This is a genomic window from Methanocorpusculum sp., from assembly GCF_030655665.1.
Classification (GTDB): domain Archaea; phylum Halobacteriota; class Methanomicrobia; order Methanomicrobiales; family Methanocorpusculaceae; genus Methanocorpusculum.
The window spans coordinates 108,105-130,328 of sequence record NZ_JAUSPQ010000008.1 but is presented as its reverse complement, the minus strand read 5'-3'; the positions used below and the strand labels follow the sequence as shown (position 1 = coordinate 130,328).

The following is a 22,224-nucleotide window of genomic DNA, read 5'->3' as shown; positions in this document are numbered from 1 at the left end:
ACAGCGGATCAGATCACGCGTTTATCCGCTTCATCCTCAATCGAACGTTTCATGCTCCGGACATATGTCCTGAGCTCATTGAGCATTCCTTCCTTATCCCCAAGATGCTCTTCGATCCTTCCTACAATGGCACTTCCGACAATCACTCCGTCCGCACCATGACGGACGATCTCAGCGGCATGCTCCGGCCCTGAGATCCCAAAACCGACAGCAATTGGAATCCCGGTTCGTGCCTTCACACGTTCTAGAAGCGGGAAGGCATTTTTCGAAATCTCGGTTCTCTTTCCTGTGACGCCAAGTGAGGATACCAAATAGATAAAGCCGGAAGCTAGCCTGACGATCATATCGAGCCGCTCGTCCGAGGTCGTCTGTGTCACCAGAAAAATCTGTGCGATCCCCGTCCGCTCTGAAGCGTTCTGGGCAGGTTCTGCTTCTTCGGGAGGCATATCGACGATCAGGATTCCATCGACCCCCGCCTCCTTTGCTTCATCATAGAACCGGTCGACGCCCCGCCGGAAGACGATATTGTAGTAGACCAGAAACACGATCGGCACATCAGAGTATCCTCGGATCGCTTTCACGATCTCAAATACCCCATCCGTCGTAATGCCGGCATCGATAGCCCGTGTATCCGCACTTTGGATCACACCGCCGTCTGCGACGGGATCTGAAAAGGGAACGCCCAGCTCCAAAACATCACAACCGCCGTCGATCAAAGCCTTGGCGATTTCGATCGAATCCAAGGGGTTTGGATCACCGGCAACGGTGTATCCGACAAAACCTGGTTTTGCAAAAGCTGCCGTGACTCTTTTTTTTCCGTATTTTACCTGCATTACTGCTCACTCCCAAACATTTTTGAAACCGAAGCGACATCTTTATCTCCCCTTCCTGAAAGGCAGATAACAACGATATCATCCCGATCAAAGGTGTCCTTATTTTTAAGAACATACGAGACCGCATGCGATGACTCGAGAGCGGGGATGATCCCTTCCGTCCGTGAAAGATAGGAGAAGGCATCAAGGACCTCGTCATCCATCACATAGGAATACTCGACACGGTTCATCTCTTTCAGCATACTGTGTTCAGGTCCAACTCCAGGATAGTCAAGTCCCGCCGAGATGGAATGCGTCACGCCGATCTGCCCGTCCTCATTCTGGATAAGATAGGAGAGCGCCCCGTGCAGAACCCCGGGACTGCCGGTGTTCAGCGTCGCCCCGTTATTCCCAGGAGTAAGGGCACGCCCGCCTGCTTCCACGCCGACCATTCTGACATCGTCCTTCAGCATCGGATAAAACATCCCTATCGCATTTGAGCCGCCTCCGACACACGCGACAAGCGTGTCCGGGAGCCTTCCTTCCTTTTCAAGACACTGGCGTCTCGTCTCCTCGCCGATGACCGACTGGAAATCCCTGACGATCATGGGGAAGGGATGGGGGCCCACAACTGATCCGATCAGATAGTGGGTGTAGTCAACGGTCTTTGCCCACTCGCGTAACGCCTCGTTGGTTGCATCTTTCAGGGTCTTTGTCCCGGAACTGACGGGATGGACCTTGGCGCCCATGAGTTCCATCCTGAACACATTCAATTTCTGTCTCTCACAATCTTCTTCGCCCATGAACACTTCAACGGGCAGATTGAGCGCAGCTCCGGCAATTGCCGTAGCAACGCCGTGCTGCCCGGCTCCGGTCTCTGCGATCAGGCGTTTTTTTCCCATCGCTTTGGCAAGAAGAGCCTGTCCAAGGGTGTTGTTGAGTTTATGCGCCCCGCCGTGAACAAGGTCCTCACGCTTGAGATAGACCTTGCAGCCGCAGTATTCAGACATATTTTTGCAGAACGTGAGAGGAGTCTCGCGTCCGGCAAACTCCGTTAGATAGGAATTGAGTTCAGCCTTGAATCCAGGGTCGTCCTTTAACCGGTGGTATTCACTGTCCAGCTCGTAAAGAGCCGCCATGAGTGTTTCGGGAACGAAACGTCCACCGAACTCTCCGTAATATCCTGTTTTTTCTTTCATAATGCTGGTCTCCTGCAAATCTCTATAAATTCACGAATCTTTTTTCTGTCTTTGACTCCCTTTGACTTTTCAACGCCTGATGAAACATCGACGGCATACGGACGAAGATTTCTGATGGCATCACCAACATTGTCCGGAGTAAGTCCGCCGGCAAGGATCACAGGAACCGCAGACCTTTCGACTACCTTCTCGGCATAACTCCGGTCATACACGATTCCCTGACCACAGCTCTGGTCGATTACGACCGCATCACATTCGTCAGGCAGTCCGATTCCCCCTGACGTGACCCGGTAAATTTTTGTTCCAATCCCTGCGGGAACCTGCAGATTCTGAGGAATCTGAATGGCAGTCGGCTTGAGGGAGAGAATGAGTTCCAAGTCACTTTGACTTTGAGTGTTGGTAACGCAGATCTTTTCTGTGTTCGGACGAAGTGCTGCGAAAATCTCTCTTGCTCGGCTGACCGGAACTGAGCGTTTTGAGTCCGAGCAGACAACGATTCCGATGGCATCGGCCCCCTCTTCTTCCGCGATTAAAGCATCTCTTACGGTGGTGATCCCGCAGATTTTCACACGCATACAAATGCCTCCAGTGTTTTTTGCGGATTCGCGGACTTCATGAGTGTGGTTCCGATGAGAAAACCGTCACAGAAGTTTTTCAGCCCAAGGACATCCTCCGGCGTTTTGATGCCGCTCTCGGAGATCACAGTAAGGCCGGCATCACGGAGGACACCAGACAAGTCTTTTGTTTTTTTCGTATCGACCGACATGTCATATAAATTCCGGTTGTTGATGCCGGTCAGCAGTGCCCCGGATCGTATAGCATTCTCCGCATCATCCAAGGTCCTGACCTCGACCAGCGGTTCGAGATCCAGAGACCGGCAGAGAGAGATGAACTCCGCAAGTCGGTCCTGCAGTACATCTGCGATCAGAAGCACGGAGTCGGCATGTAAGGCGTATGTCTCGTATATCTGGTTTTCATCGACGATGAAATCTTTTCTGAGGATCGGGAGCCGGGTCCCGGATTTTGCTTTGGTGAGATTTTCTGCGCTTCCCGAGAAGTAAAAGGGTTCCGTTAGAACAGAAACGGCACATGCCCCGCCCTTTTCATAGTAACGGGCGAGGAATGCCGGATCCATCCCTGAGTCAAGGGTCTTGTCCGAGGGGGTTGTGTATTTGATCTCGGCAATGACCGCATTTTTTTCACCCTGACATTTTTTCACGGCTTTGAGCAGGCTTTGAGAAATATAGACCTCCTCTTCAGCGGTTTTTCTGATCGATGGGTCGAGCTGTGCTGCCCTTTTCTGCGAAAGAGCACAGATGTCATCAAGAATCATTTCTCCCTCCTGAAAGCAGAATCAGATTCTCCAGTTTCTCAAGTGCATGACCGGAGTCTATGGATCTTTCCGCAGATTTGATCCCGTCGGCGATACTCCCTGCCTTGTCTCCAAGGTAGATTGCAGCCGCGGCATTGAGGATGACGATATCTCTTCTCGGACCTTCTTCTCCTTCAAGAACTGATCTGATGATCCCAGCGTTATACTGGAGATCGCCTCCGTTAAGCGAGGCAGCATCTGCTTTTGGGAAAACGAAGGCTGATGCATCAAGCGAATAACTCCGGACCTGACCGTCGTTCACCTCAGATACAGAGGTAACTCCGGTCGTAGTTATCTCGTCATATCCATCACCGTGAACTACCATTGCCCTTTTCGTGCCCAGAATATTGAGAACTTCAGCGATCTTTTCCGTGAGGGAAGGATCGTAAACACCCAGAAGCTGGGCATCCGCTCCGGCTGGATTCGAGAGAGGGCCGATCAGGTTGAAGAAACTTCGAATACCGATCTCCTTTCTAACTCGGCCCGCATACTTCATAGCAGGATGATGGTTTTGGGCAAACATAAACCCGATGCCGTTTTCATCGATGATTTCACAGACCCTATCTGGGGAAAGATCGATATTTACCCCGAGTGCTTCCAGAACATCGGCGGATCCGCATTTACTGGTTGCCCCCCGATTTCCATGCTTAACTATGGTTATTCCGGCGCCGGCAGCAGTAAAAGCCGCGGCCGTACTAATATTGAAAGTATTTTTCCCGTCGCCTCCCGTACCGCAGGTATCGACAAGCATGCCGTTTCTTTTCGGCGTGATCTTTACGGCATTTTCCCTCATTACCGAGGCAAAAGCCGCGATCTCGGAACTCGTCTCGCCCTTCATGACAAGAGCGGTCAGAAATGCCCCGATCTGACTATCGGTAGCGTTTCCCGACATGATATCCTGCATTGATCCTTCCGCCTCAACAACGCTCAAATCAGAGCGTGATGAGGCTTTTTTTATGCATTCTGCGATCATCTAACCACTCCTATGTCCAGGAAATTTTTCATGATTTGATTACCGGATTCTGTGAGAAAACTTTCGGGGTGGAACTGAAGTCCGAACACCGGATATTCCTTGTGGGAAACTGCCATGATCATCCCGTCGTCTTTGCTTCGTGCCGAAACTGACAGGCAGGAAGGAAGCGATGACTCCTCTGCTGCGAGCGAGTGATAACGGGTTGCCCGGAAAGGATTCTTCACTTCGGTAAAGAGTCCGCTCCCGTCATGCAGGATCTCTGAGGTCATGCCGTGAACTGGTTTACCGGTCCGGATGACTTTTCCTCCGAAGAAGTGGCATATCGCCTGATGCCCAAGACAAATCCCAAGTGTGGGGATCTCTTTTGCATAGGTTTCCAGGATCTCCAGACAGAGCCCGGAGTCCTCCGGTTTTCCGGGACCGGGGGAAAGAACTATCCGGTCAAACTCGGATGCATCCGGAAGATCACACCTACGATCATTTTTAACAACGATCGGCTCGGCCCCAAGATACCCTATCTGCTGACAGAGATTGTAGGTGAAACTGTCGTAACAGTCGATTACCAGAACGTTCATGCGCTTTCACCTGCTGATTCGATGGCGGCCTTCATGCTTGCGGCCTTGTTTTCTGACTCGGTAAATTCGGATTCAGGATTGGAATCTGCGACAATACCTGCTCCTGACTGGAAATATGCTGTTTTGTCTTTTACCACAACGGTTCGGATAAGGATCGCAAAATCCAGATTTCCGTTAAATCCGAGGTAGCCGACTGCCCCGGCATACAGCCCTCGGGATGAAGGTTCAAGTTCGTTGATGATCTGCATGGCGCGTATTTTTGGCGCTCCAGAGACGGTACCGGCAGGAAAACACGACATGAAGGCATCAAATGGAGTCTGGTCGTCCAAAAGGATTCCCTCAACGGTTGATACGATGTGCTGAACATGGGAGAATTTTTCAACCGACATGAACCCGGTTACCCGAACACTTCCATATTTGCAGACACGACCAATATCGTTTCTCGAAAGATCGACAAGCATCAGGTGTTCGGCGCACTCTTTTTTATCTGCTAAGAGTTCCTTTTCGAGTTCGGAATCCTCTCGTGCATCTTTCCCGCGTTTTCTGGTCCCAGCAATCGGAACTGAGGTGACCTCGCGGCCTTCCACTTTTATCAGCATTTCGGGACTTGCACCGATGACCTGTTTGTCGGAGAAATCCATGAAATACATATAGGGACTTGGATTCAGTCTTCTCATCTGCCGATATATCTTGAAGGGATCGCCGTCATAGGGTACAGCGCATTGTTTGGAGATGACGACCTGGAAGATATCCCCGTTGAGAATGTACTCTTTTGCAGTTCTAACGAGTTCTTCGAACTCGTTTTCCGAGAAATCAGATGTATACTCTGATTCGATATTGAACTTTTTTCCAAACGAGAGACAGTTCTCTTCTTTTTGAAGGGACACCGTTCTGCAGAGAGTATTTTCCATTGCGGAGATCAGGTGGAGAGCCTCGGTGTATCCTGATTCGATATCTTTGGGATCTTCTCCGAACAAAAACCTGAGAATGGTAATGGTCCCCCGAACGTGATCGAATATAACATATGCTTCCGGCATCATGAACTCGGCAAGAGGGAAATCCCGCATTTTTTCTTTAATGCCGGGCACCTCAAGAGTCTTGAGCGCCAGATCATACGAGAAGTATCCGGCAAGACCTCCGGCATATCCAGGGATGTCCGGACTTTGATACTTGATGCAGCGTAAAAATTCGTTGAATGATTCCGCTGACACATTTCGACCTTCGAACTTCTCGGCTGGATTGTATTTTCCAGTTATGTGAAGGTCGGGATCGGCAGTGATATGCATCAGAAGACCAGTCCCTATAACTGAGTATCGTGCATTTCGTTCGTTTCCTTCTATTGATTCGAGCAGAAAACCATATTTTTCTCTGAGTACCTCATAAGCAGATGCTGGTGAAATACCTGGATCAGCAAAGGTATGGTAGACGGGAATCAGCGTATGAGCCGATAAGGTCTTATTGATACATTTTAACTCATCTAATGATGGGAAAAACGAGTTCTGACCGATTTCCTGGGTTATACCAGTATCCATTCCACCGGCATCACAATCCTGTTGTAGTTGATTTTTGTCATGATTCACAATAAGTGTTGTGTGTTGTACACATATATACATTACTGTACAAATAATTTGATTATGGCGTGCCACAAAATAAAATAGACCGTCTCAGAATAATCAGGCTGACTTAGAAAGAAGAGAAAAACGCGCCAAAAATATTGTTATTCTGATGATATATTGGGGATCACCATTTAGGTATCCCAATAGTCCCTATTTGAATCCGAGCGCTGCCTGCTTTACTCAGTCATTTTTGGGAGACTCTTCAGAACGGCAACATTCCATAAAAAATGCCGTTGAGATTTTGAAATTCAGAACACATAGGTTGTCCCGACTGTGTTTAAGATGCATTTCTCCGGCATTGAAGCCATAAAACTGTTAATCGCTTTCCAGCCTGTGCAATGCATAGGGATTATATAATCAGGATTGGCTGCCTTCATCGCGTCTATCGTCGGCTTGATTCTTGGTTCAAAGACCTGTCCAGTAAGATGGAACCCACCCATCACTGCACAGACACTACGAACGCCGGTGATTTTTTTAGCGTATTCAACAGTATTCACTATTCCGGCATGAGCACAGCCACTTATGATAATAAGACCCCTTCCTTTTATATGTATAACAATTGCCTGATCATCCAAAATCAGGTCAGGCATCCATGTATCATCCCTTTTTATCTCCATTCCCGGCATCCCCGTCTCGAATTCAACCGTTCTTTCCACCTCGCCCGTTACAAACATATAACCGTCTGCGAGGCTTGACGGGTCACTTCTTGAAAGCATTTCAGCCCCGGCATTTTTTAGTGATTCAGCATCAATCCGCGGCAGTTCAACAGGACCATTCGGAGTGCTAAACCGGCGAAGCAGCAGTGCATCCGGATGGAAAACAAATGGAATCTTCCCGTTTTCACCGGAGAAAAAATCGTAAAGACCACCTGTATGATCAAAGTGCCCGTGGCTTAAAACAACGGCCTCAACCGACTGCAGGGAGATGCCAAGCTGACGAGCATTCCACGCCATGCATTCACGGGACAAACCAGCATCAAGGAGAACAGTGTGCTCCTCTTTACCGGAAAATATCCTTACAAGGCAGGAAAATCCATGTTCGGCTATGATTTCACGATGCGGATCGAAAAGCAACCTCCGATCGACAGGGGTTGCGGGCGGTACAAAGATATCGATGTAGTTATCGACCAGAACGGTGATTTCCACGCGATCAGCAGGTTTCAGCTTGAATTCCATAAATAATCCACTGATTTAGTCTATAAGCAGGATTGCCATCAGTTCAGGGTGCTCCTGCACCGGAAAGCGGATAGACATCCCGGCATTTTCCGCCGTTTTTACCATATTGATTCCAACAGCATGTTCCGGAATTCTTGCCTGCGTCGGGTGGACACATATTCCACCTTTAACATTGCATGTTTCACACAACCGGCAGGAGCCGTTAATAAAAGCCAGTGCAAAGACATTGCCGGCATTAAATGCAATTCGCTCCAGCTCAAGCATCATGGGCGCAAACGAACCGGTCCCATTGAAGTGATCCTTCCAAAACTGCTCTGCCTTCTCTTTCCTGTCCGCCGGAGCTTTCGGATCAAGCCAGTAGCGATATATCGAACATATGACATCCGGTTCAGCGTTAGCTGGAGAAATAAATTTGACAAGCAGGGCATACCCGTACTCTGATAAAATTTTCCTGAACTCATCCGGTGTTGGTACATGCGGCGGACAAGTCAGCTTTTTCCCGTACCCGATACAGCCCGAACGGCACTTGAGTGCGACACGGTTTTCGACAATAACGTCGGAAGTCGGAATGACCTTTGCATCGGCAGCGCCAAGTGATAGGGCAGATTCTACAAGAAAATGGTAATCTAGGACATTATTACAATCAGAATTCATGATAATTTCCTTTAGAGTTATTGTTCAATCACCATACTATAAATATACATGAATATTGATCACCCGCTACACTTACCAGTATCAATCTGATCTTTTTCTCTGTTGTCAGTTCATCATTTTCAGAAAAAAAAAAGAGTCTAACAATTTTCCTCGTCAAAAACTTTGGAACGTTGAACTTCAGAAAAGAGTGCTGATATGGGGATTCGAACCCCAGTCGCCGGCGTGAGAGGCCGGCATGATTGGCCACTACACTATATCAGCAGACAAAAGTGCGTAATAAGATTAACACCATGAATATTTATAGATGACGAAGTGTAAGGTACCATCCAAAGAAATTCTAAGATAATACGTCTGCATATCTTCATCATATCCCAATACCAATAAATATAGACACTATGGGACTCGAAGAAGATATTCGCTCAATTGAGGACGAAATAAAAAATACCAAATACAACAAAGCAACCTCGCAGCACATTGGGCGTCTGAAAGCGAAACTCGCTAAAATAAAAGACGACATGATTCTGCGTGCAATTAAGTCTGTAGGCGGGGGAGAGGGGTTTGCAGTAAAGAAATCCGGAGACGGAACTATCGTTCTGGTTGGATTTCCATCAGTCGGTAAATCGACACTCTTGAATAAACTTACCGGAGCGCAGAGTGAAACTGCTTCCTACGCATTCACCACGCTCACCGTAGTTCCAGGACTGATGGAATACAAAGGCGCAAAGATCCAGATCCTGGATATCCCCGGACTGATTGCCGGTGCTGCGATGGGTAAAGGCAGGGGAAAGGAAGTTATCGCCGTCGTTCGAACGGCTGACCTGATCGTGATTCTGGGCGATGTATTCAACGCAGTGCATGTGGATGTGCTGATGCAGGAACTATACGACGCAGGCATCCGGATTAACAAACCGAAGCCGGATATTACCATCAAAAAGACCGGAGGGGGAGGTATCAGACTGAACAGGGTCGGTGCAGTAAAACTCGGACTTGAGGAAGTCCGCGCCATTCTTTCCGAAAATAAAATCATGAACGCTGATGTTCTGATGCGCGGCAGTACCATAAACCAGGATGACCTCGTGGATGCAATGCAGGGAAACAGGCTTTACATCCCGGCATTCATCGCTATCAACAAAGTGGATTTGATCAGTGAGGCACAGCGGGAAGAGGTAGAAGAACATATGCGGGAGAAATACGGTGTCGACCCGATCATGATCTCCGCACATAAAGGCTACCATATCCAGGAGTTACAGGATGCAATCTACGACCACCTCGGTTTCGTCAGGATCTACATGAAGCCGTATGGCGAAGATGCAGATATGGAAGAGCCGATGATCATGCGTGAAGGAAGTACGATTGAGGATATCTGTCACAGACTTCACCGTGATTTCGTTGATCAGTTCAGATATGCGAAGATCTGGGGAACCTCAGTCAAGCATGATGCGGCCAAGGTTGGTCTAAAGCATGTGGTCGAGGATAATGATATCGTAACAATCGTTACGAAGTTATGATCAGAGACCGCAGTTCCTCCAGTTCATGAACTGCAGCTCGTAAGCCTTCGAGTATCATAGGGATGTTTGCCGCTGTGAGAGAAAGGACAGAGGCCGCAAAGGCCGCATTCTCAACAACACCAGGTCGCATCCTTCGCGCTGCAAGAATACGCCGAACGATAAGAAGGAGAAGACCCGAGATGAACGCAGAGGTCAGCAAGGAGAACAAAAGCCTCACAAGGCGTTTGACAGGGCCCTCAAGCATATCCGGGATCTTCGCCTCTGCTTCCCCCTCATCGCCATATACGTAAACAGCACCGGTGATCAGATAGGGGGTTGCGGTTACTGCGAGCATATCATATCCCCCATTTTCCGAAAAGATTACGTCGGAAACTGTTTTCTGCCCGATCAGGATATCTGTCAGGGTTTTTAGAATCGATATATCATCCCTCGGATCCTCTGATATTTCATCAGGCGCAGTGTAGATGATCTGCAGGACCTCTACGATCTCCTCTGCAGAGAGTGAGTCCGAAGATCTTTCGGCAAACACACTACGAAGAGATTCGGGAACGCCCGTAATAGAAAGGACCTGATCAAAATTTTCCGGCAGGACACCGGAACTTTCCGCAAACCGCCGCAGGATCGCGGCAAGACGACCATCCAAAGTAGCAATATCTGCTTCGGGAATCTCAGATAGAGTCCCCGACCCTACGCAACATAGCTGAGATACTGCAGTTTCAATTGAAGAGAGAGAAGCATCGATATCTCCTTCATGAAGATACCTCTCTGCGGCATCAAGCTGAGCGTTGATCGATGAAAAGTGATCCGGGGAAGTATCCTCTGAAGACATGGATACAGTAATGTATGCAGATTAACGTGATAAAGAATTACCCAGATATTAAAACAGAATTATTCAAACAACATTCCATCACTTCACATATTCTATGAAGTTTAGCACAACCCTTGCAGCTTTTTCACGTTTTTTGGCAGTTCACCTCCGTAAACTGTCTTACAAAAATAAATAGTTTTATAATGATATAAAGATGTTGGTCAGAAATCCAAAAAAAAAACGCATTACGGGCCTGGAGGGATTCGAACCCCCGACATTCGGGTTAGAAGCCCGACGCTATATCCGGGCTAAGCCACAAGCCCACGTTCGTAACGCCTTAACCTATTCGTTTTTCATGAAGATAAACTCTCCCTTAGATACACTAATGAGGGGGAGACAAAATCAGGTCTGTGAATCAGAAATGAGACAGGGAGAAGAGGAGAATGGGGATTACCCATACATTATATCCCCATCGAACGACGTGGGGGGGACATCACTTTTTTTCACATCCTCTGCAAGTTTCTGAAGCATAGGCTCAATGGAATCAGCCTGCGCGATGAGAGGGTCGACATCAAGTCCAAGGCTGTAGATCGAGCTGATCACTGAGAGACCGGCTGCAGAGGCACGCGGATCGACATCAAAATTTGTTTCGACAAGAAAACCCGTGGCAGGTATTTTTCGCATGCAGGCTTCCGTCAGGAATCCCCCGGTGATACCGGTTATATTGAGGGCAGGAAGTATCTGGCAATTTGGTCTGATTTTTTCAACACCTTCCAAGGTCGTTGCAACACCGAACACCCGCTCACCGTCACCGCCGGTCACAACGCCCCCGATCAAAATGATCTCGGTAACGACCGTACGAGCACATAGCCATTCCAGAAGCTTGGACGGGATCAGGCACGACCCCTCGTCGGAGATAGGAACATCAGACAGAACAACAAGCATTCCCCCCTTTTCATAGAGACGTAGAGGAGCCTGAGCAAGGCCGGCTGTCGCGAGAGAGACGGCAGGCAGAAGCGGGCTGACGATATCACCAATATGGGTGAAGGATAATGATTCCACAAGATATTGAACGGCTATGCTCCCGACAAGGCCGGAACCCGGGAATCCTGCAATGAGAACGGTCTCTTTAGATGAGGGGATCTCAGCCGCGACACGGACCAGAGGATCGTCTCCTGCGTTAAAGGCATTAACCGTACATCTTGTGCCGCCGTTACTGCCTTCTGAACTTTTTTCCATACACTTTAGTCTCTTTTTAGAGGGATAATACTTCGGATACGGTCTGAGAGGAGATCGGAGACACCTGCCGCGTCTGGGAAAAGAGCCGGACGGGAAAGCAACTAATTTTAGAATAGCCGTCCATACTATATGGTATGCAGGAATACGAAGTCAAGCGCGGAAACACCAGTGACCTCGAAGATAGGATCAAAGCAGGGTTTTCGGATATTTTCGGCGTCAAACCAACGGTAAAAGACGGACATTACATGATCTCCTACGGGAGCATGTCGCGCCTTGAGATCTGGACTGGAGAGAAGAACAAAACTGTGATGGTCGACACTGAAACGAATGCAACGATCCTTGCACTCCCGGATGAACAGGCAGACCCCATCATCTTGGACACAAATAAGAAGTTCCGGAGTTATCTCGATTTAATCACCTGTTTTACCACAAAGGAACGAGTCAAACGGGCAAAGAAAGCGGCCGAAAAAGAAGAATAAAATTTCTAAATTCACTATTTTACCTGGAGCCCTGCTCCATACTTTTTTAAAAAAAAGATGAGTGATATCTCACTCGATAACAAGTGCAGGCTTGAACGGTAATGCTGATTTTGCTTTCGGGTGGGCACTTCCCTCGGCGGAGACGATCTCAACAACGAGTCTGCATTCCTTTTCAATAAAGGCGGACGCTGCCTGGAAGATAGCTTCCTCATCAACACCCTCTGCGATGGCAGAAACCAGTTCAGGTGAGAGGGAGTGGATCAGCTTTACTGTCTGGAGAGAAGCATCGGTCGCCTCTTTTCCTTTTGCACGGAGCGACTCGTCAGCCATGACTGTCTTGACCACATTTCTCTTATCCTCGGCGCCTGCTACGATAGAGAAGAGATGACGCTTCCACTGCGGGGCGATGAAGAGCGTGACCTTTGCCGCCTCGATCTGAACAAGTTTTAAGATAGACTGGATATCCTCGATCGTTCTCTGAAGGAGAGACTCAGAGATCTCAACAGATTTGTTGATCTTTGACTCATCAGCTACAGGCCATTCTGCGAATGAAACAAGACCCTCGTGACCGGTTTCCTTCCAGAGTTTTTCTGTCGTATACGGAATGATCGGGGCCATCAGACGGATCCACTCAGACATGACCTCCTTCTGAACAGCACCGCCGGATGAACCCTCCGGGAGCCTTCTGCGGTACCATGCAAGATCCGAGACAACACCGTTGTATGCTTCCTGCAGAGCCTGTCTGGTCTGGAAGGATCGGAGACACTTCGTCGTTGCTGCAATCCTCTGCTGCATGCGGGATACGAGCCACGCATCGATCGGCGTGGTTCCGGAAGCATCCGATGAATCCAGAATGATCTGCCACATCCGCTCGATCTGTTTCTTGACGGAGAGAACAAGCTCGTTTCTCCAGTCGAAGTCCTGCCAGGGCTCGGCGGAGCCGACAAGGAACATACGCACGGTATCTGCCCCAAACTCGTTTGCCGCATCTTCCAGAAGGAAAACGTTTCCTTTCGAAGATGACATCTTCATACCATTTAAGAGACCCATCCCGAAAACGACCATGCCTTTTGGCTGGAGGTTGTCCGGGAAGATCGCCTTGTGGTGGAAAAGCTGGAAGGTCAGGTGATTCGAGATAAGATCCTTTGCACTGAACCGGTAATCGTATGGGTACCAGTACATGAACTCGGAACGGAGTTCATTTAAGGTAGCCTCATCTACAGGCATTTCTGCCGGGTCGCCCTTTCCAAGGAAAATATAATCAAAGACCGCGGGTGTGAGTTTCTCGGCCGGGATGCTGGAGACCTTGTGGGCAATAGTGTAGTAGGCCATGTAGACGGTAGAGTCTGAGAGAGGCTCGAACAGCCACTTCGGATCCCATGGAACATGGGTCCCGAGACCAACACGGCGGGAGCACGGCCATTCTTTGAGCCAGTCGATCGTCCGCTCGAACTCGGCACGAACCTCCGGCGGAACGAGCTCCACCTTCGGCAGCTGCTCGTGGACCTGATCTTTCCACGCCTGATCACCGTAATTCAGGAACCACTGGTCATCCAGAATCTTGACATACACACGTCCGCCGCAGCGGCAGGTCACACGCTTCTGACTCATCTCATGGAAGATGATCGATCCGCGTTCTTCCGTGAACTCGCGGGTTACATCCTCACGTGCCTGACGGACGGATTTTCCTGCATGGATTCCACAGGCTTCGTTGAGTTTTCCTTTCGAGAACTCAGCAGTGTAAAGTTCCTGCGTCAGGTCATCCATCCGCGGATCGTCCTGGTTCGGGATCTTGTTCTTCTCGATGATGTCCTGTGCCGGGACCTTTCCATAGTTTGGAACAGTGACCAGAGGGATCGCCTTGATATCAGTATACTTTCCTTTTTCCTGGAGATCACGCAGTGCAATATAATCAAACGGAGCGTGGGCCGGAACACTCATCACAAGACCGGACCCCATATCCGGGTCTACGAAGGAGGCTGGAAGGATCTGAACATCAGCGCCAGTATAGAGATTCTTCGCAAATTTATCGATCAGTTCGGTTCCTTGGAGGGTAGAGAGCTCAACAACGGTGTGTTTCTGCATCCGGAGTTTTTCAGCTGCTTCCGGGCTGATGATCCATTTCTGACCATCAACTTCCGCTTTGATGTATCTGGTCTCCGGATTTGCCCAGAGGTTTGTTACCCCGAAGATGGTTTCGGGACGGAGAGTGGCACACGGAATCTGGAACTCGCCAAACTGATACATCACAAACACAAAGTGCATGATCTCAGCAGATTCACCTTCAAGAAGGTCGTGGTCGCCAACTGGCTGATCACATGCCGGGCAGTATCTAACAGGATATTCCCCTTTCAGGACCTTGCCCTGACCATGGATGTGGGTGTACTGCCATTCGATGAACTTACTGTATTGGGGGATGATGGTCGTGAACCGGCGTCTCCAATCGATGGAAAGGCCGAGCTGTTTCATGACCCGCTCATACTCATCGGCGAAGTAGTTCACGATCGTGATCGGATCGGTGAAGTTTGCAAGAGTATCCTGTGGGACACGATAGAGTTCACCGTAGAGCTTGAGAGTTTTTGCATCTTTTTTTGCGATGCGTTTTGCGATTCCAAGAACAGGAGCTCCGGTGACGTGGAATGCCATCGGGAAAAGCACCTGCTTTCCCTGCATCCTCCAGAACCGGGCGATCACATCGGGGATGATGTAGGTCCTCCCGTGTCCTACATGCATTGCACCGCTCGGATACGGAAATGCTACGTTTACGTAAAGTTTGTCTTTTGTTTCATCAGGATTTGATTCGAAGGCGGGAATCCACTCGCTGCGGATCTCCGGTTCGATTTCGGTCATTACCAGGGTATTTGCCATTTTTTCACCTATTGTGTTAATCGACGGGACGGATTTTAAGTTCCTCTTCGGCACCGTAGCGCCTTATCATTTCCATAGCGATACTAGAGTTGCGTGCGAGATGGATTTCTCCGTAATCATCAACAGTTGCAGTAAATAGATACTCTTTTCCTGAGAAAAGATCTACGATTTTACCCGCATAATCCGGACAGATGATGGATAACTGTTTTTTCTCGCTTTTGATCTTAAATCCGGCATACCCTGTAATGGGCGCCGGCACATCATTGAATAGGACCTCCCGTCCCGGAAGGTCGCTTAGTGGGCGAACATCGATTCCGACGCCAACTTTACTGACAACAGCCGCGATGTTTTTGCCGGCTTTACCAATTGCTGCAGGAACATCGGCGTCTTCGATATAGACTGCGGCTTTAGTGTCAGTTATCATACGGACAACAATGTCGCCTTCGGTGAACCTACGGATTTCATTCTGGATTTCCTTTTCCAGAACGATCCATGCCGGGTTGTCATCAGTGACCTCATAGGTTGGCATGGAATGGACCGGGGGAGCTGAACGCTCCTCCTGAACGGTCGGCGGCTCAGGAACTACAGGAGCTTGTGCTTTTGGAGCCGGAGACGGAGCGGGCACAGGAGCGGGAATAGTTTTTGGAACAACGACCGGGCTGACTTTTGGAAGACCGGCGGCGGGTGTGACCATAACTTCTCCTTCATATCTGAACGCTTCGGCGGCAGTTTCCTGAGTTATAATATTGGTAAGTCTGACGATAGGGCGGATCTGCGGGTCGCCGATCTGTTCAAGGGCTTTGGGCACACCAAACCCGGTCGAGACATTGTAAATTTCCGAGATGTCCCCGGTTTTCACAAACACCATCGTGGCAACGATCTGCGGGATGAGATTGAGATCGACGAGACTTGCAAGGCGTATCATTGCGTCCAGTGCGGACTTCGCATGGAGACCGCCGATCACTTTGATGCCGGACAGACGGAGATCGGCAAAAACCGATAACTCTTCACTTCTCCGCATCTCGTCAAAGATGACGTAATCGGGACGGAGCAGGGTCAGGACCTCACCGGTTGCGGCGATACTTCCATCAAGGGCTGTATACTGAGTGATGCTATCTGGAACCATCAGGTCACGGGGCGACTCAATGGTCTTGACGATGAAGTTCTGACCGCCTAGATAGATCGCAATGTTCTGCTCAAGCGTGGATTTTCCAGAACCAGGAGTCCCTACAATGAGCATACCGCCGGATCCCTCCTTGAGCCGATCCTTCAATGCGGCCGCAAAGTTGTAGGACTCAAAGGAGACCTCGCGTGTTGGACGGACGACGGTTACCTCGATACCGTCGGAAAACGGAGGGCGGGTCGTGGTGATCCTCATCGAGCCGATCTGGGACACAGTAACCCCAGGCATCTCAACCTCGACAAATCCATCAGGGTGACGTTTAGCACGCTCAAGACACTCCTGAGCAATAGCACGGAGCTCATATTCAGTGGCGGGAGCTTCTCTGATCTGGACAAGTCGGGATTCTTTGATCGTTCCTTTGCGGGCGCAGGGAGCCACACGCTCCTTCAGATAGACAGCAAACGTGTTTTCATCAAAGAACTCATCGATCTGAAGCGGTGCAAAATTGTCGATCGTTTCGGATTTCAAATAGACAACGTCGAGTCCTTTTGCTCTGGCAACTTCCGCCTGAACGTAATCACTCGTAAGGAACGTTGCTCCGTGTTCGATGGCAACTGCCCGGATCATGGCATCAATCTCGCCGCCGGCAGCTAATTTGACCTGTTCCAGTCTGGGTCTTTCGCCAACATATTGTAGAGTGATCCTGCCCTGTTTCGCAAGAACACAAAGTCTCTGCAGCTCAGCGAGGCCGGAAAAACCTATTTCTCTGCCCTGGTTCGCCTGTGCCTCGAGTTCGGCAAAGACAGCTTCAGGTATTATTATCGTTGCGTCACGGTATTCCCCTTTCTCGATCAGGGCGGTAACGCGGCCGTCGATGACGACGCTGGTATCAGGTACGAGTATCATAAAATATTCAACCAGTATTTATGGGGTTTCAATAGGATATTAGTATAGTGTTCCAAAAGGTTCAGTAAATGATTCACTGGGAGTAGATATCTGCCGGATCCTTAAATCTCGGAAGAATCACCTCGCCGTCGATCGTTCGGAAAAAACAGCTGACATATCCCTCGTGACAGGCACACCCGGTCTGTTCGACCAGATATAACAGACAGTCTTCATCACAGTCAACACAGACCCGGACGATTTTCTGCAGGTGACCTGACTCCTCACCTTTTTTCCAGAGTTTATTTCGTGAACGGCTGAAGTAGTGAGCATATCCTGTTGACAACGTAAGAGAAACCGCTTCCTCATTGGCAAAAGCAAACATGAGGACCTGATTGGTCCTGACGTCCTGAACGATCACAGGAATGAGCCCGTCAGTGTAGTTGAGTGAGGGAAAAAGATCCGGCATAATTATTCTGTATTGGTTTTTTTATGAGATAAGAGAATCTCTTCTCTGTGGTTGTTCACACCTTTTATCCGAAGATCCCATGATGCAGTGGATATAACGGACGGACCGAAAAGAGAAAGGAGTTCCTCAGGCTCGAAATAATGCGTGACGATCCCGTCACCCCGCAAAAATGATGAAGGTTCGACCTCGGCCCCTTTTCCATACCGAAAATCGTTTCTGGAAAAATCTTTGAAATACAAAACACCTCCGGGTTTCAAAACTCGGAGCATCTCATCAGCCGCAGTTCTCCTTTCCGAGGATGAAAGATGTCCCAGGACGTGCCAGCAGAATATTATATCAAAAATTTCATCGTTGAACGGAAGAAAACGGATGTCGCCAACCAGCGCCGAGGATCCGGCAAGTTTTACAGCAGTCGGGGAGATGTCGATCCCGATTGCATTCGGTCCGAGTGAACTGAGTGTTTTTCCGTTCCCGCATCCGGTCTCAAGAATGAGATTGCCCGCAGGCATCTCCGGCAGTAAATAAGAGGGACCTGCCCATCGGGGGCCACGCATCTGATAATCAGTCTGCCATCCCATTACAACCGGACCAAAACGCCGCGGGATGCCAGGTACTCTTTGACATCCCGAATTGTCATCTCGCCGTAATGGAACACACTTGCCGCAAGACAGGCATCGGCTTTTCCTTTGACAAAACCGTCATAGAAATGTTCCAAAGTCCCGACACCGCCGGATGCAATCACCGGAACATCGACATTATCCGAGATGGCCGCGGTGATCTCCAGATCGAAACCGGTCTTCACACCGTCGGTTTCCATTGACGTAAGCAGGATCTCACCGGCACCTCTTTTGACCCCGTTCTGCGCCCATGAAACGGCATCGATACCGGTTCGCTCACTTCCCCCGTAGATGACTACCTCATACCAGCAGACCCGACCGTCGGCGAGATGTATCGGGGTCACACCCTCACGCATCTCATAATTTCTCCGAACGTCCTCGGCAAGTACAATACACTGGTTCCCGAACAAACGGGATCCTTCATTTATTACTTCGGGTGTTTTTACCGCAGAAGTGTTCAGACTTACCTTATCAGCTCCGGCACGCAGGATCTCCTGGATGTCTTTGACCGTGCGGATCCCACCGCCGACCGTAAGTGGGAGGAAAAGTTGATCGGCTGCCCGACCGATCACATCGACCATTGTATCGCGGTTGTCCTTCGAGGCCGCAATATCCAGAAACACGACCTCATCGGCACCCTGTTCATTATATCGTGCGGCAAGTTCGACAGGATCGCCTGCATCGCGAAGCCCTTCAAAATTTACTCCCTTTACCACCCGTCCTGCTTTCAGATCAAGACAGGGAATGATTCGCCGGGTAAGTCCCATAGAATACTGTTGGTGTTTTTTGGAGAAAAGCCTGTTTGAAAAAAAGGAGAATGGATCACTTTTCCAGAAACGCGATCAGATCTTCCATTCTTCCCATCGTTTCACGATATCCATCATCATAGAGGGCAGCAAGCTTCGTTTTGTTTGTCTCAACTCTGCCAATGTTCACCGGTTTTTTCGGACGGATCACAAACGCCCGGCCTGCAGATTCCTCCTGCGCGAGAAAATCCAAGGTCTGGTTATACCGGGCATGCCGGGTGGCAAGCTGGTGAACAAGATTAGGATAATTTCTATAGAATATTTTCAGAAGCGGAACGATCTTCATTGGTTCCTTCCGATAGGTGATATCCTGAGTCAGGACGACGACGTTTTTGGAGTTCCCATCAGCGATGGACCGCTGAATTGGGATCGAATCGACCACTCCGCCGTCCAGGTATTCTTTTCCATCAATCCTGACTATTTTTGCAAGGAGCGGGAGAGAACTTGAGGCCTGAAGCATTTCCACCTCTTCACGCATATTTTTCAGATGAAAATATTCAGCTTCGCCGGTCTCACAGTTGGTGGCGACGACTGATAATTTTCCAGGATACCGGGCAAACGCATCATAATCATACGGATCGAGCTGCTCGGGAATGATGTGATAAAGCATCTCCGGACCAAATAAATTTCCGGATCTCAGAAGACTCAGGATACTGCAGTATCGTTTATCTCCAATATAATCAGTCGTTACCCGGTATGCCCGCCTGCGCTGTTTGGCGATAAAAGATGCAGCATTGCAGGCACCGACAGAAACGCCGTAACAACTGGAAAATTCCAGATCATTATCCAGAAATGCATCAATAACCCCTGTCGTATATGCTCCACGCATACCGCCGCCTTCAAAGATCAGTCCTGCAGAATACATACAAGCCCAGGCTTACTTCTCCAGAAATGCGATCAGATCATCAATTTTTTCCATTGCATCATGATATCCTTCATCATAGAGAAGGGCAATTTTTTCCTTGTTGAACTTAATTCGGGAGACAGTGACCGGTTTTTTTGGACGGATAACAAATGCTCTTCCTGCAGCTTCTTCTTGGGTAATAAGTTCCAGAGCCTCGTTATATCTGATGTGGCGGGTAGCAACCATCTCAACCATTTTCGGATACTTTGGGTAGGCAATTTTCAGAATAGGCGTCGCCTTATCATATTTCTTTTGATAAACCGCATCCTGTGTCAGAACAAGAACATTTTTCACATTTCCATCGTCAATTGAACGTTTGATAGGGATAGAATCGATTATTCCCCCATCAAAATAATAGTTCTCACCTATTTTTACTTTTTTGGCAAGGATCGGAAGAGCACTTGATGCATGGAGCATCTCTACATCCTCCTCCATGATTTTCAGATGAAAATATTCAGCTTCGCCCGTCTCACAATTTGTCGCAACACAGTAAAACTTACCAGGATATTTGTTATATTCATCATAATCAAAGGGATCAAGTTGTTCCGGGATTATGTGAAAGACCATTTCAGGACCTAAAAGATCCCCTTTGGTAAATAAATTCCAGTAGCTGAAGTACTGTTTATCTCCCATATAATCAGTCATGGTACGATATGCCCTTCCCCTCTGCTTGGAGAGATAACTGGCACCATGACAGGCCCCGGAAGAAACGCCGTAGCATGAAGTAAATTCCAGCTTGTTGTCGATCAAAGCGTCGATGACCCCTGCCGTATATGCTGCGCGCATACCCCCTCCTTCTAAAATCAGTCCAGCAGAATACATGTGGTTAGTATTTTGCTCTCGATAAATAGTATATTTTCCGCAGGAACTGGTCTCACAAGCAACGAATAATAGCCATGCAGACCAACATATAGGGTATGACGAGTTCGGGCGAACTGAAAATACAGTGGGCTTCCCAGTACATGCCGGTCTTATCGGCGATCCGGAAACGCTTTGAAGAGGAAAAACCCCTCAAAGGCCAGAGGATAGGTATGGCTCTGCACGTTGAAGCGAAGACGGCGTGCCTTGTCAGAACACTCCAGGCTGGCGGGGCCGAGGTATATATAACCGGATGCAATCCGCTTTCCACCCAGGATGATGTGGCAGAGGCACTTTCAGAAGGCGGCATCGCCTGTTATGCAAAGAGGGGGTGTAACACTGAGGAGTATTACGAGGCGATCGATAAAGTATTGGACGCAAAACCGACCCTGACCATCGATGATGGCATGGATCTTATCAACAGGGTCCATCTCGACAGAAGAGATGCACTCCCGCAGATTATCGGGGCATGCGAGGAGACTACAACCGGAATCCATCGGCTGAAGGCAATGCATGCCGAAGGGAAACTCGAGTTCCCCGTATTGTCGGTAAATGACACGCCGATGAAACATTACTTCGATAATGTGCACGGGACCGGCGAAAGTGCTCTCGCATCCATCATGCTGACAACGAACACCCTCATTGCAGGAAAACACGTGGTCGTTGCCGGATACGGATACTGCGGGAGAGGTGTCGCCACCAAAGCACGCGCTCTTGGCGCACGTGTCATCGTCACGGAGGTCGACCCACGCCGCGCCCTTCAGGCACACTTCGACGGTTTTGATGTGATGAGTATGGATGAAGCCGCAAAACTCGGCGATCTCTTCATCACGACGACAGGGAACTGCGACATCATCACCGATAATCACTTCCCTCTGTTAAAATCCGGGGTGATCCTGGCAAACGCGGGTCATTTCAATAATGAGATCTCCATCCCTTGGCTCGAAGCCCATGCTGCTTCTGTTGAACACCGTGACGGAATCGACACCTACGTTGTCGGCAACAAAAAGATCCACCTGCTTGCAGAAGGAAGACTGGTCAACCTCGCAACGCCGAAAGGTATGGGACACCCGATCGAAGTCATGGATCTGAGCTTTGCGGTCCAGGCACTCGGTGTTGAATACATTGCAAAGAACGGCAAAAATATGTCACCTGGCGTCCACGACATCCCCTCAAAGATCGATGAATATATTGCCCGTCTGAAACTGGCAGCTGTGGGCGCAACGATTGATGAACTGTCCGGCAGTCAAAAAGAGTACATGTGCTCGTGGAATCACGGCACATAAT

General features: G+C 49.1%; 21 protein-coding genes and 2 tRNA genes. 3 read left to right on the top strand and 20 right to left on the bottom strand.

What is annotated here, in order from left to right:
- Positions 1-8: 8 nt before the first annotated feature.
- The 10 genes from trpA to Q7J08_RS06720 all read right to left on the bottom strand — a co-directional run bounded on the left by trpA (position 9) and on the right by Q7J08_RS06720 (position 8,637).
- Entirely contained in the window at positions 9-833 is an 825-nt protein-coding gene (trpA, locus tag Q7J08_RS06765; protein WP_304910933.1) for a tryptophan synthase subunit alpha, read from the bottom strand.
- Positions 833-2,011, bottom strand: coding sequence for a tryptophan synthase subunit beta (trpB, locus tag Q7J08_RS06760; RefSeq protein ID WP_304910932.1), 1,179 nt, complete (start codon positions 2,009-2,011; stop codon positions 833-835). Before trpB ends, trpA begins: the two co-directional genes overlap by 1 nt.
- On the bottom strand, positions 2,008-2,586 hold the full coding sequence (locus tag Q7J08_RS06755) for a phosphoribosylanthranilate isomerase (protein ID WP_304910931.1): 579 nt from the start codon (positions 2,584-2,586) through the stop codon (positions 2,008-2,010). Before Q7J08_RS06755 ends, trpB begins: the two co-directional genes overlap by 4 nt.
- On the bottom strand, positions 2,577-3,344 hold the full coding sequence (locus Q7J08_RS06750; protein ID WP_304910930.1) for an indole-3-glycerol-phosphate synthase: 768 nt from the start codon (positions 3,342-3,344) through the stop codon (positions 2,577-2,579). The genes Q7J08_RS06755 and Q7J08_RS06750 overlap by 10 nt, the downstream gene beginning before the upstream one ends.
- The gene (trpD, locus tag Q7J08_RS06745; RefSeq protein WP_304910929.1) at positions 3,334-4,356 is read right to left on the bottom strand and encodes an anthranilate phosphoribosyltransferase; all 1,023 of its coding nucleotides are present in this window, start codon (positions 4,354-4,356) and stop codon (positions 3,334-3,336) included. Before trpD ends, Q7J08_RS06750 begins: the two co-directional genes overlap by 11 nt.
- Positions 4,353-4,931, bottom strand: coding sequence for an aminodeoxychorismate/anthranilate synthase component II (locus Q7J08_RS06740; protein ID WP_304910928.1), 579 nt, complete (start codon positions 4,929-4,931; stop codon positions 4,353-4,355). Before Q7J08_RS06740 ends, trpD begins: the two co-directional genes overlap by 4 nt.
- Complete coding sequence (trpE, locus tag Q7J08_RS06735; protein WP_304910927.1) at positions 4,928-6,463, bottom strand: anthranilate synthase component I; 1,536 nt, start codon at positions 6,461-6,463, stop codon at positions 4,928-4,930. Before trpE ends, Q7J08_RS06740 begins: the two co-directional genes overlap by 4 nt.
- 332 nt (positions 6,464-6,795) lie before the next feature.
- Positions 6,796-7,722, bottom strand: a complete 927-nt coding sequence (locus Q7J08_RS06730; RefSeq protein ID WP_304910926.1) for an MBL fold metallo-hydrolase — start codon at positions 7,720-7,722, stop codon at positions 6,796-6,798.
- A 15-nt stretch (positions 7,723-7,737) separates the two neighbouring features.
- Positions 7,738-8,376, bottom strand: a complete 639-nt coding sequence (locus Q7J08_RS06725) for a DUF2284 domain-containing protein (RefSeq protein WP_304910925.1) — start codon at positions 8,374-8,376, stop codon at positions 7,738-7,740.
- Between the two features lie 188 nt (positions 8,377-8,564).
- Positions 8,565-8,637, bottom strand: a tRNA-Glu gene (locus Q7J08_RS06720).
- Between the two features lie 134 nt (positions 8,638-8,771).
- On the opposite strand from Q7J08_RS06720, the gene Q7J08_RS06715 reads away from it, so the two are divergent.
- Positions 8,772-9,884, top strand: coding sequence for a GTP-binding protein (locus Q7J08_RS06715; protein WP_304910924.1), 1,113 nt, complete (start codon positions 8,772-8,774; stop codon positions 9,882-9,884).
- Here the strand turns inward: Q7J08_RS06715 and Q7J08_RS06710 are convergent.
- From Q7J08_RS06710 to Q7J08_RS06700, 3 genes are all read right to left on the bottom strand, one after another.
- The gene (locus Q7J08_RS06710) at positions 9,871-10,713 is read right to left on the bottom strand and encodes a hypothetical protein (RefSeq protein ID WP_304910923.1); all 843 of its coding nucleotides are present in this window, start codon (positions 10,711-10,713) and stop codon (positions 9,871-9,873) included. The genes Q7J08_RS06715 and Q7J08_RS06710 overlap by 14 nt on opposite strands.
- A gap of 227 nt (positions 10,714-10,940) precedes the next feature.
- Positions 10,941-11,015 (bottom strand) — tRNA-Arg (locus tag Q7J08_RS06705).
- Between the two features lie 127 nt (positions 11,016-11,142).
- On the bottom strand, positions 11,143-11,931 hold the full coding sequence (locus Q7J08_RS06700) for a proteasome assembly chaperone family protein (protein ID WP_304910922.1): 789 nt from the start codon (positions 11,929-11,931) through the stop codon (positions 11,143-11,145).
- Between the two features lie 134 nt (positions 11,932-12,065).
- On the opposite strand from Q7J08_RS06700, the gene Q7J08_RS06695 reads away from it, so the two are divergent.
- A complete protein-coding gene (locus tag Q7J08_RS06695) occupies positions 12,066-12,410 on the top strand; it encodes a DUF5611 family protein (protein WP_304910921.1) in 345 nt (114 codons plus the stop codon).
- 69 nt (positions 12,411-12,479) lie between these two features.
- Here Q7J08_RS06695 and leuS read toward each other — a convergent pair whose 3' ends face one another.
- The 7 genes from leuS to Q7J08_RS06660 form a co-directional block, all read right to left on the bottom strand.
- Complete coding sequence (leuS, locus tag Q7J08_RS06690) at positions 12,480-15,278, bottom strand: leucine--tRNA ligase (protein WP_304910920.1); 2,799 nt, start codon at positions 15,276-15,278, stop codon at positions 12,480-12,482.
- A 16-nt stretch (positions 15,279-15,294) separates the two neighbouring features.
- The gene (locus Q7J08_RS06685; protein ID WP_304910919.1) at positions 15,295-17,307 is read right to left on the bottom strand and encodes a PINc/VapC family ATPase; all 2,013 of its coding nucleotides are present in this window, start codon (positions 17,305-17,307) and stop codon (positions 15,295-15,297) included.
- 73 nt (positions 17,308-17,380) lie between these two features.
- Entirely contained in the window at positions 17,381-17,752 is a 372-nt protein-coding gene (gene hisI / locus Q7J08_RS06680; RefSeq protein ID WP_304910918.1) for a phosphoribosyl-AMP cyclohydrolase, read from the bottom strand.
- A 2-nt stretch (positions 17,753-17,754) separates the two neighbouring features.
- On the bottom strand, positions 17,755-18,330 hold the full coding sequence (locus Q7J08_RS06675; protein WP_304910917.1) for a class I SAM-dependent methyltransferase: 576 nt from the start codon (positions 18,328-18,330) through the stop codon (positions 17,755-17,757).
- The gene (hisF, locus tag Q7J08_RS06670; protein ID WP_304910916.1) at positions 18,330-19,136 is read right to left on the bottom strand and encodes an imidazole glycerol phosphate synthase subunit HisF; all 807 of its coding nucleotides are present in this window, start codon (positions 19,134-19,136) and stop codon (positions 18,330-18,332) included. Before hisF ends, Q7J08_RS06675 begins: the two co-directional genes overlap by 1 nt.
- 55 nt (positions 19,137-19,191) lie before the next feature.
- Positions 19,192-20,040 (bottom strand): patatin family protein, encoded by an 849-nt coding sequence (locus Q7J08_RS06665; RefSeq protein WP_304910915.1) that lies wholly within the window; start codon positions 20,038-20,040, stop codon positions 19,192-19,194.
- A gap of 12 nt (positions 20,041-20,052) precedes the next feature.
- Positions 20,053-20,901: a patatin family protein gene (locus tag Q7J08_RS06660; protein ID WP_304910914.1), complete on the bottom strand. Its 849-nt coding sequence runs from the start codon at positions 20,899-20,901 to the stop codon at positions 20,053-20,055.
- Positions 20,902-20,996: 95 nt separating this feature from the next.
- Between Q7J08_RS06660 and Q7J08_RS06655 the strand changes: the two genes are divergently transcribed.
- Complete coding sequence (locus Q7J08_RS06655) at positions 20,997-22,223, top strand: adenosylhomocysteinase (protein WP_304910913.1); 1,227 nt, start codon at positions 20,997-20,999, stop codon at positions 22,221-22,223.
- Position 22,224: the final 1 nt, after the last annotated feature.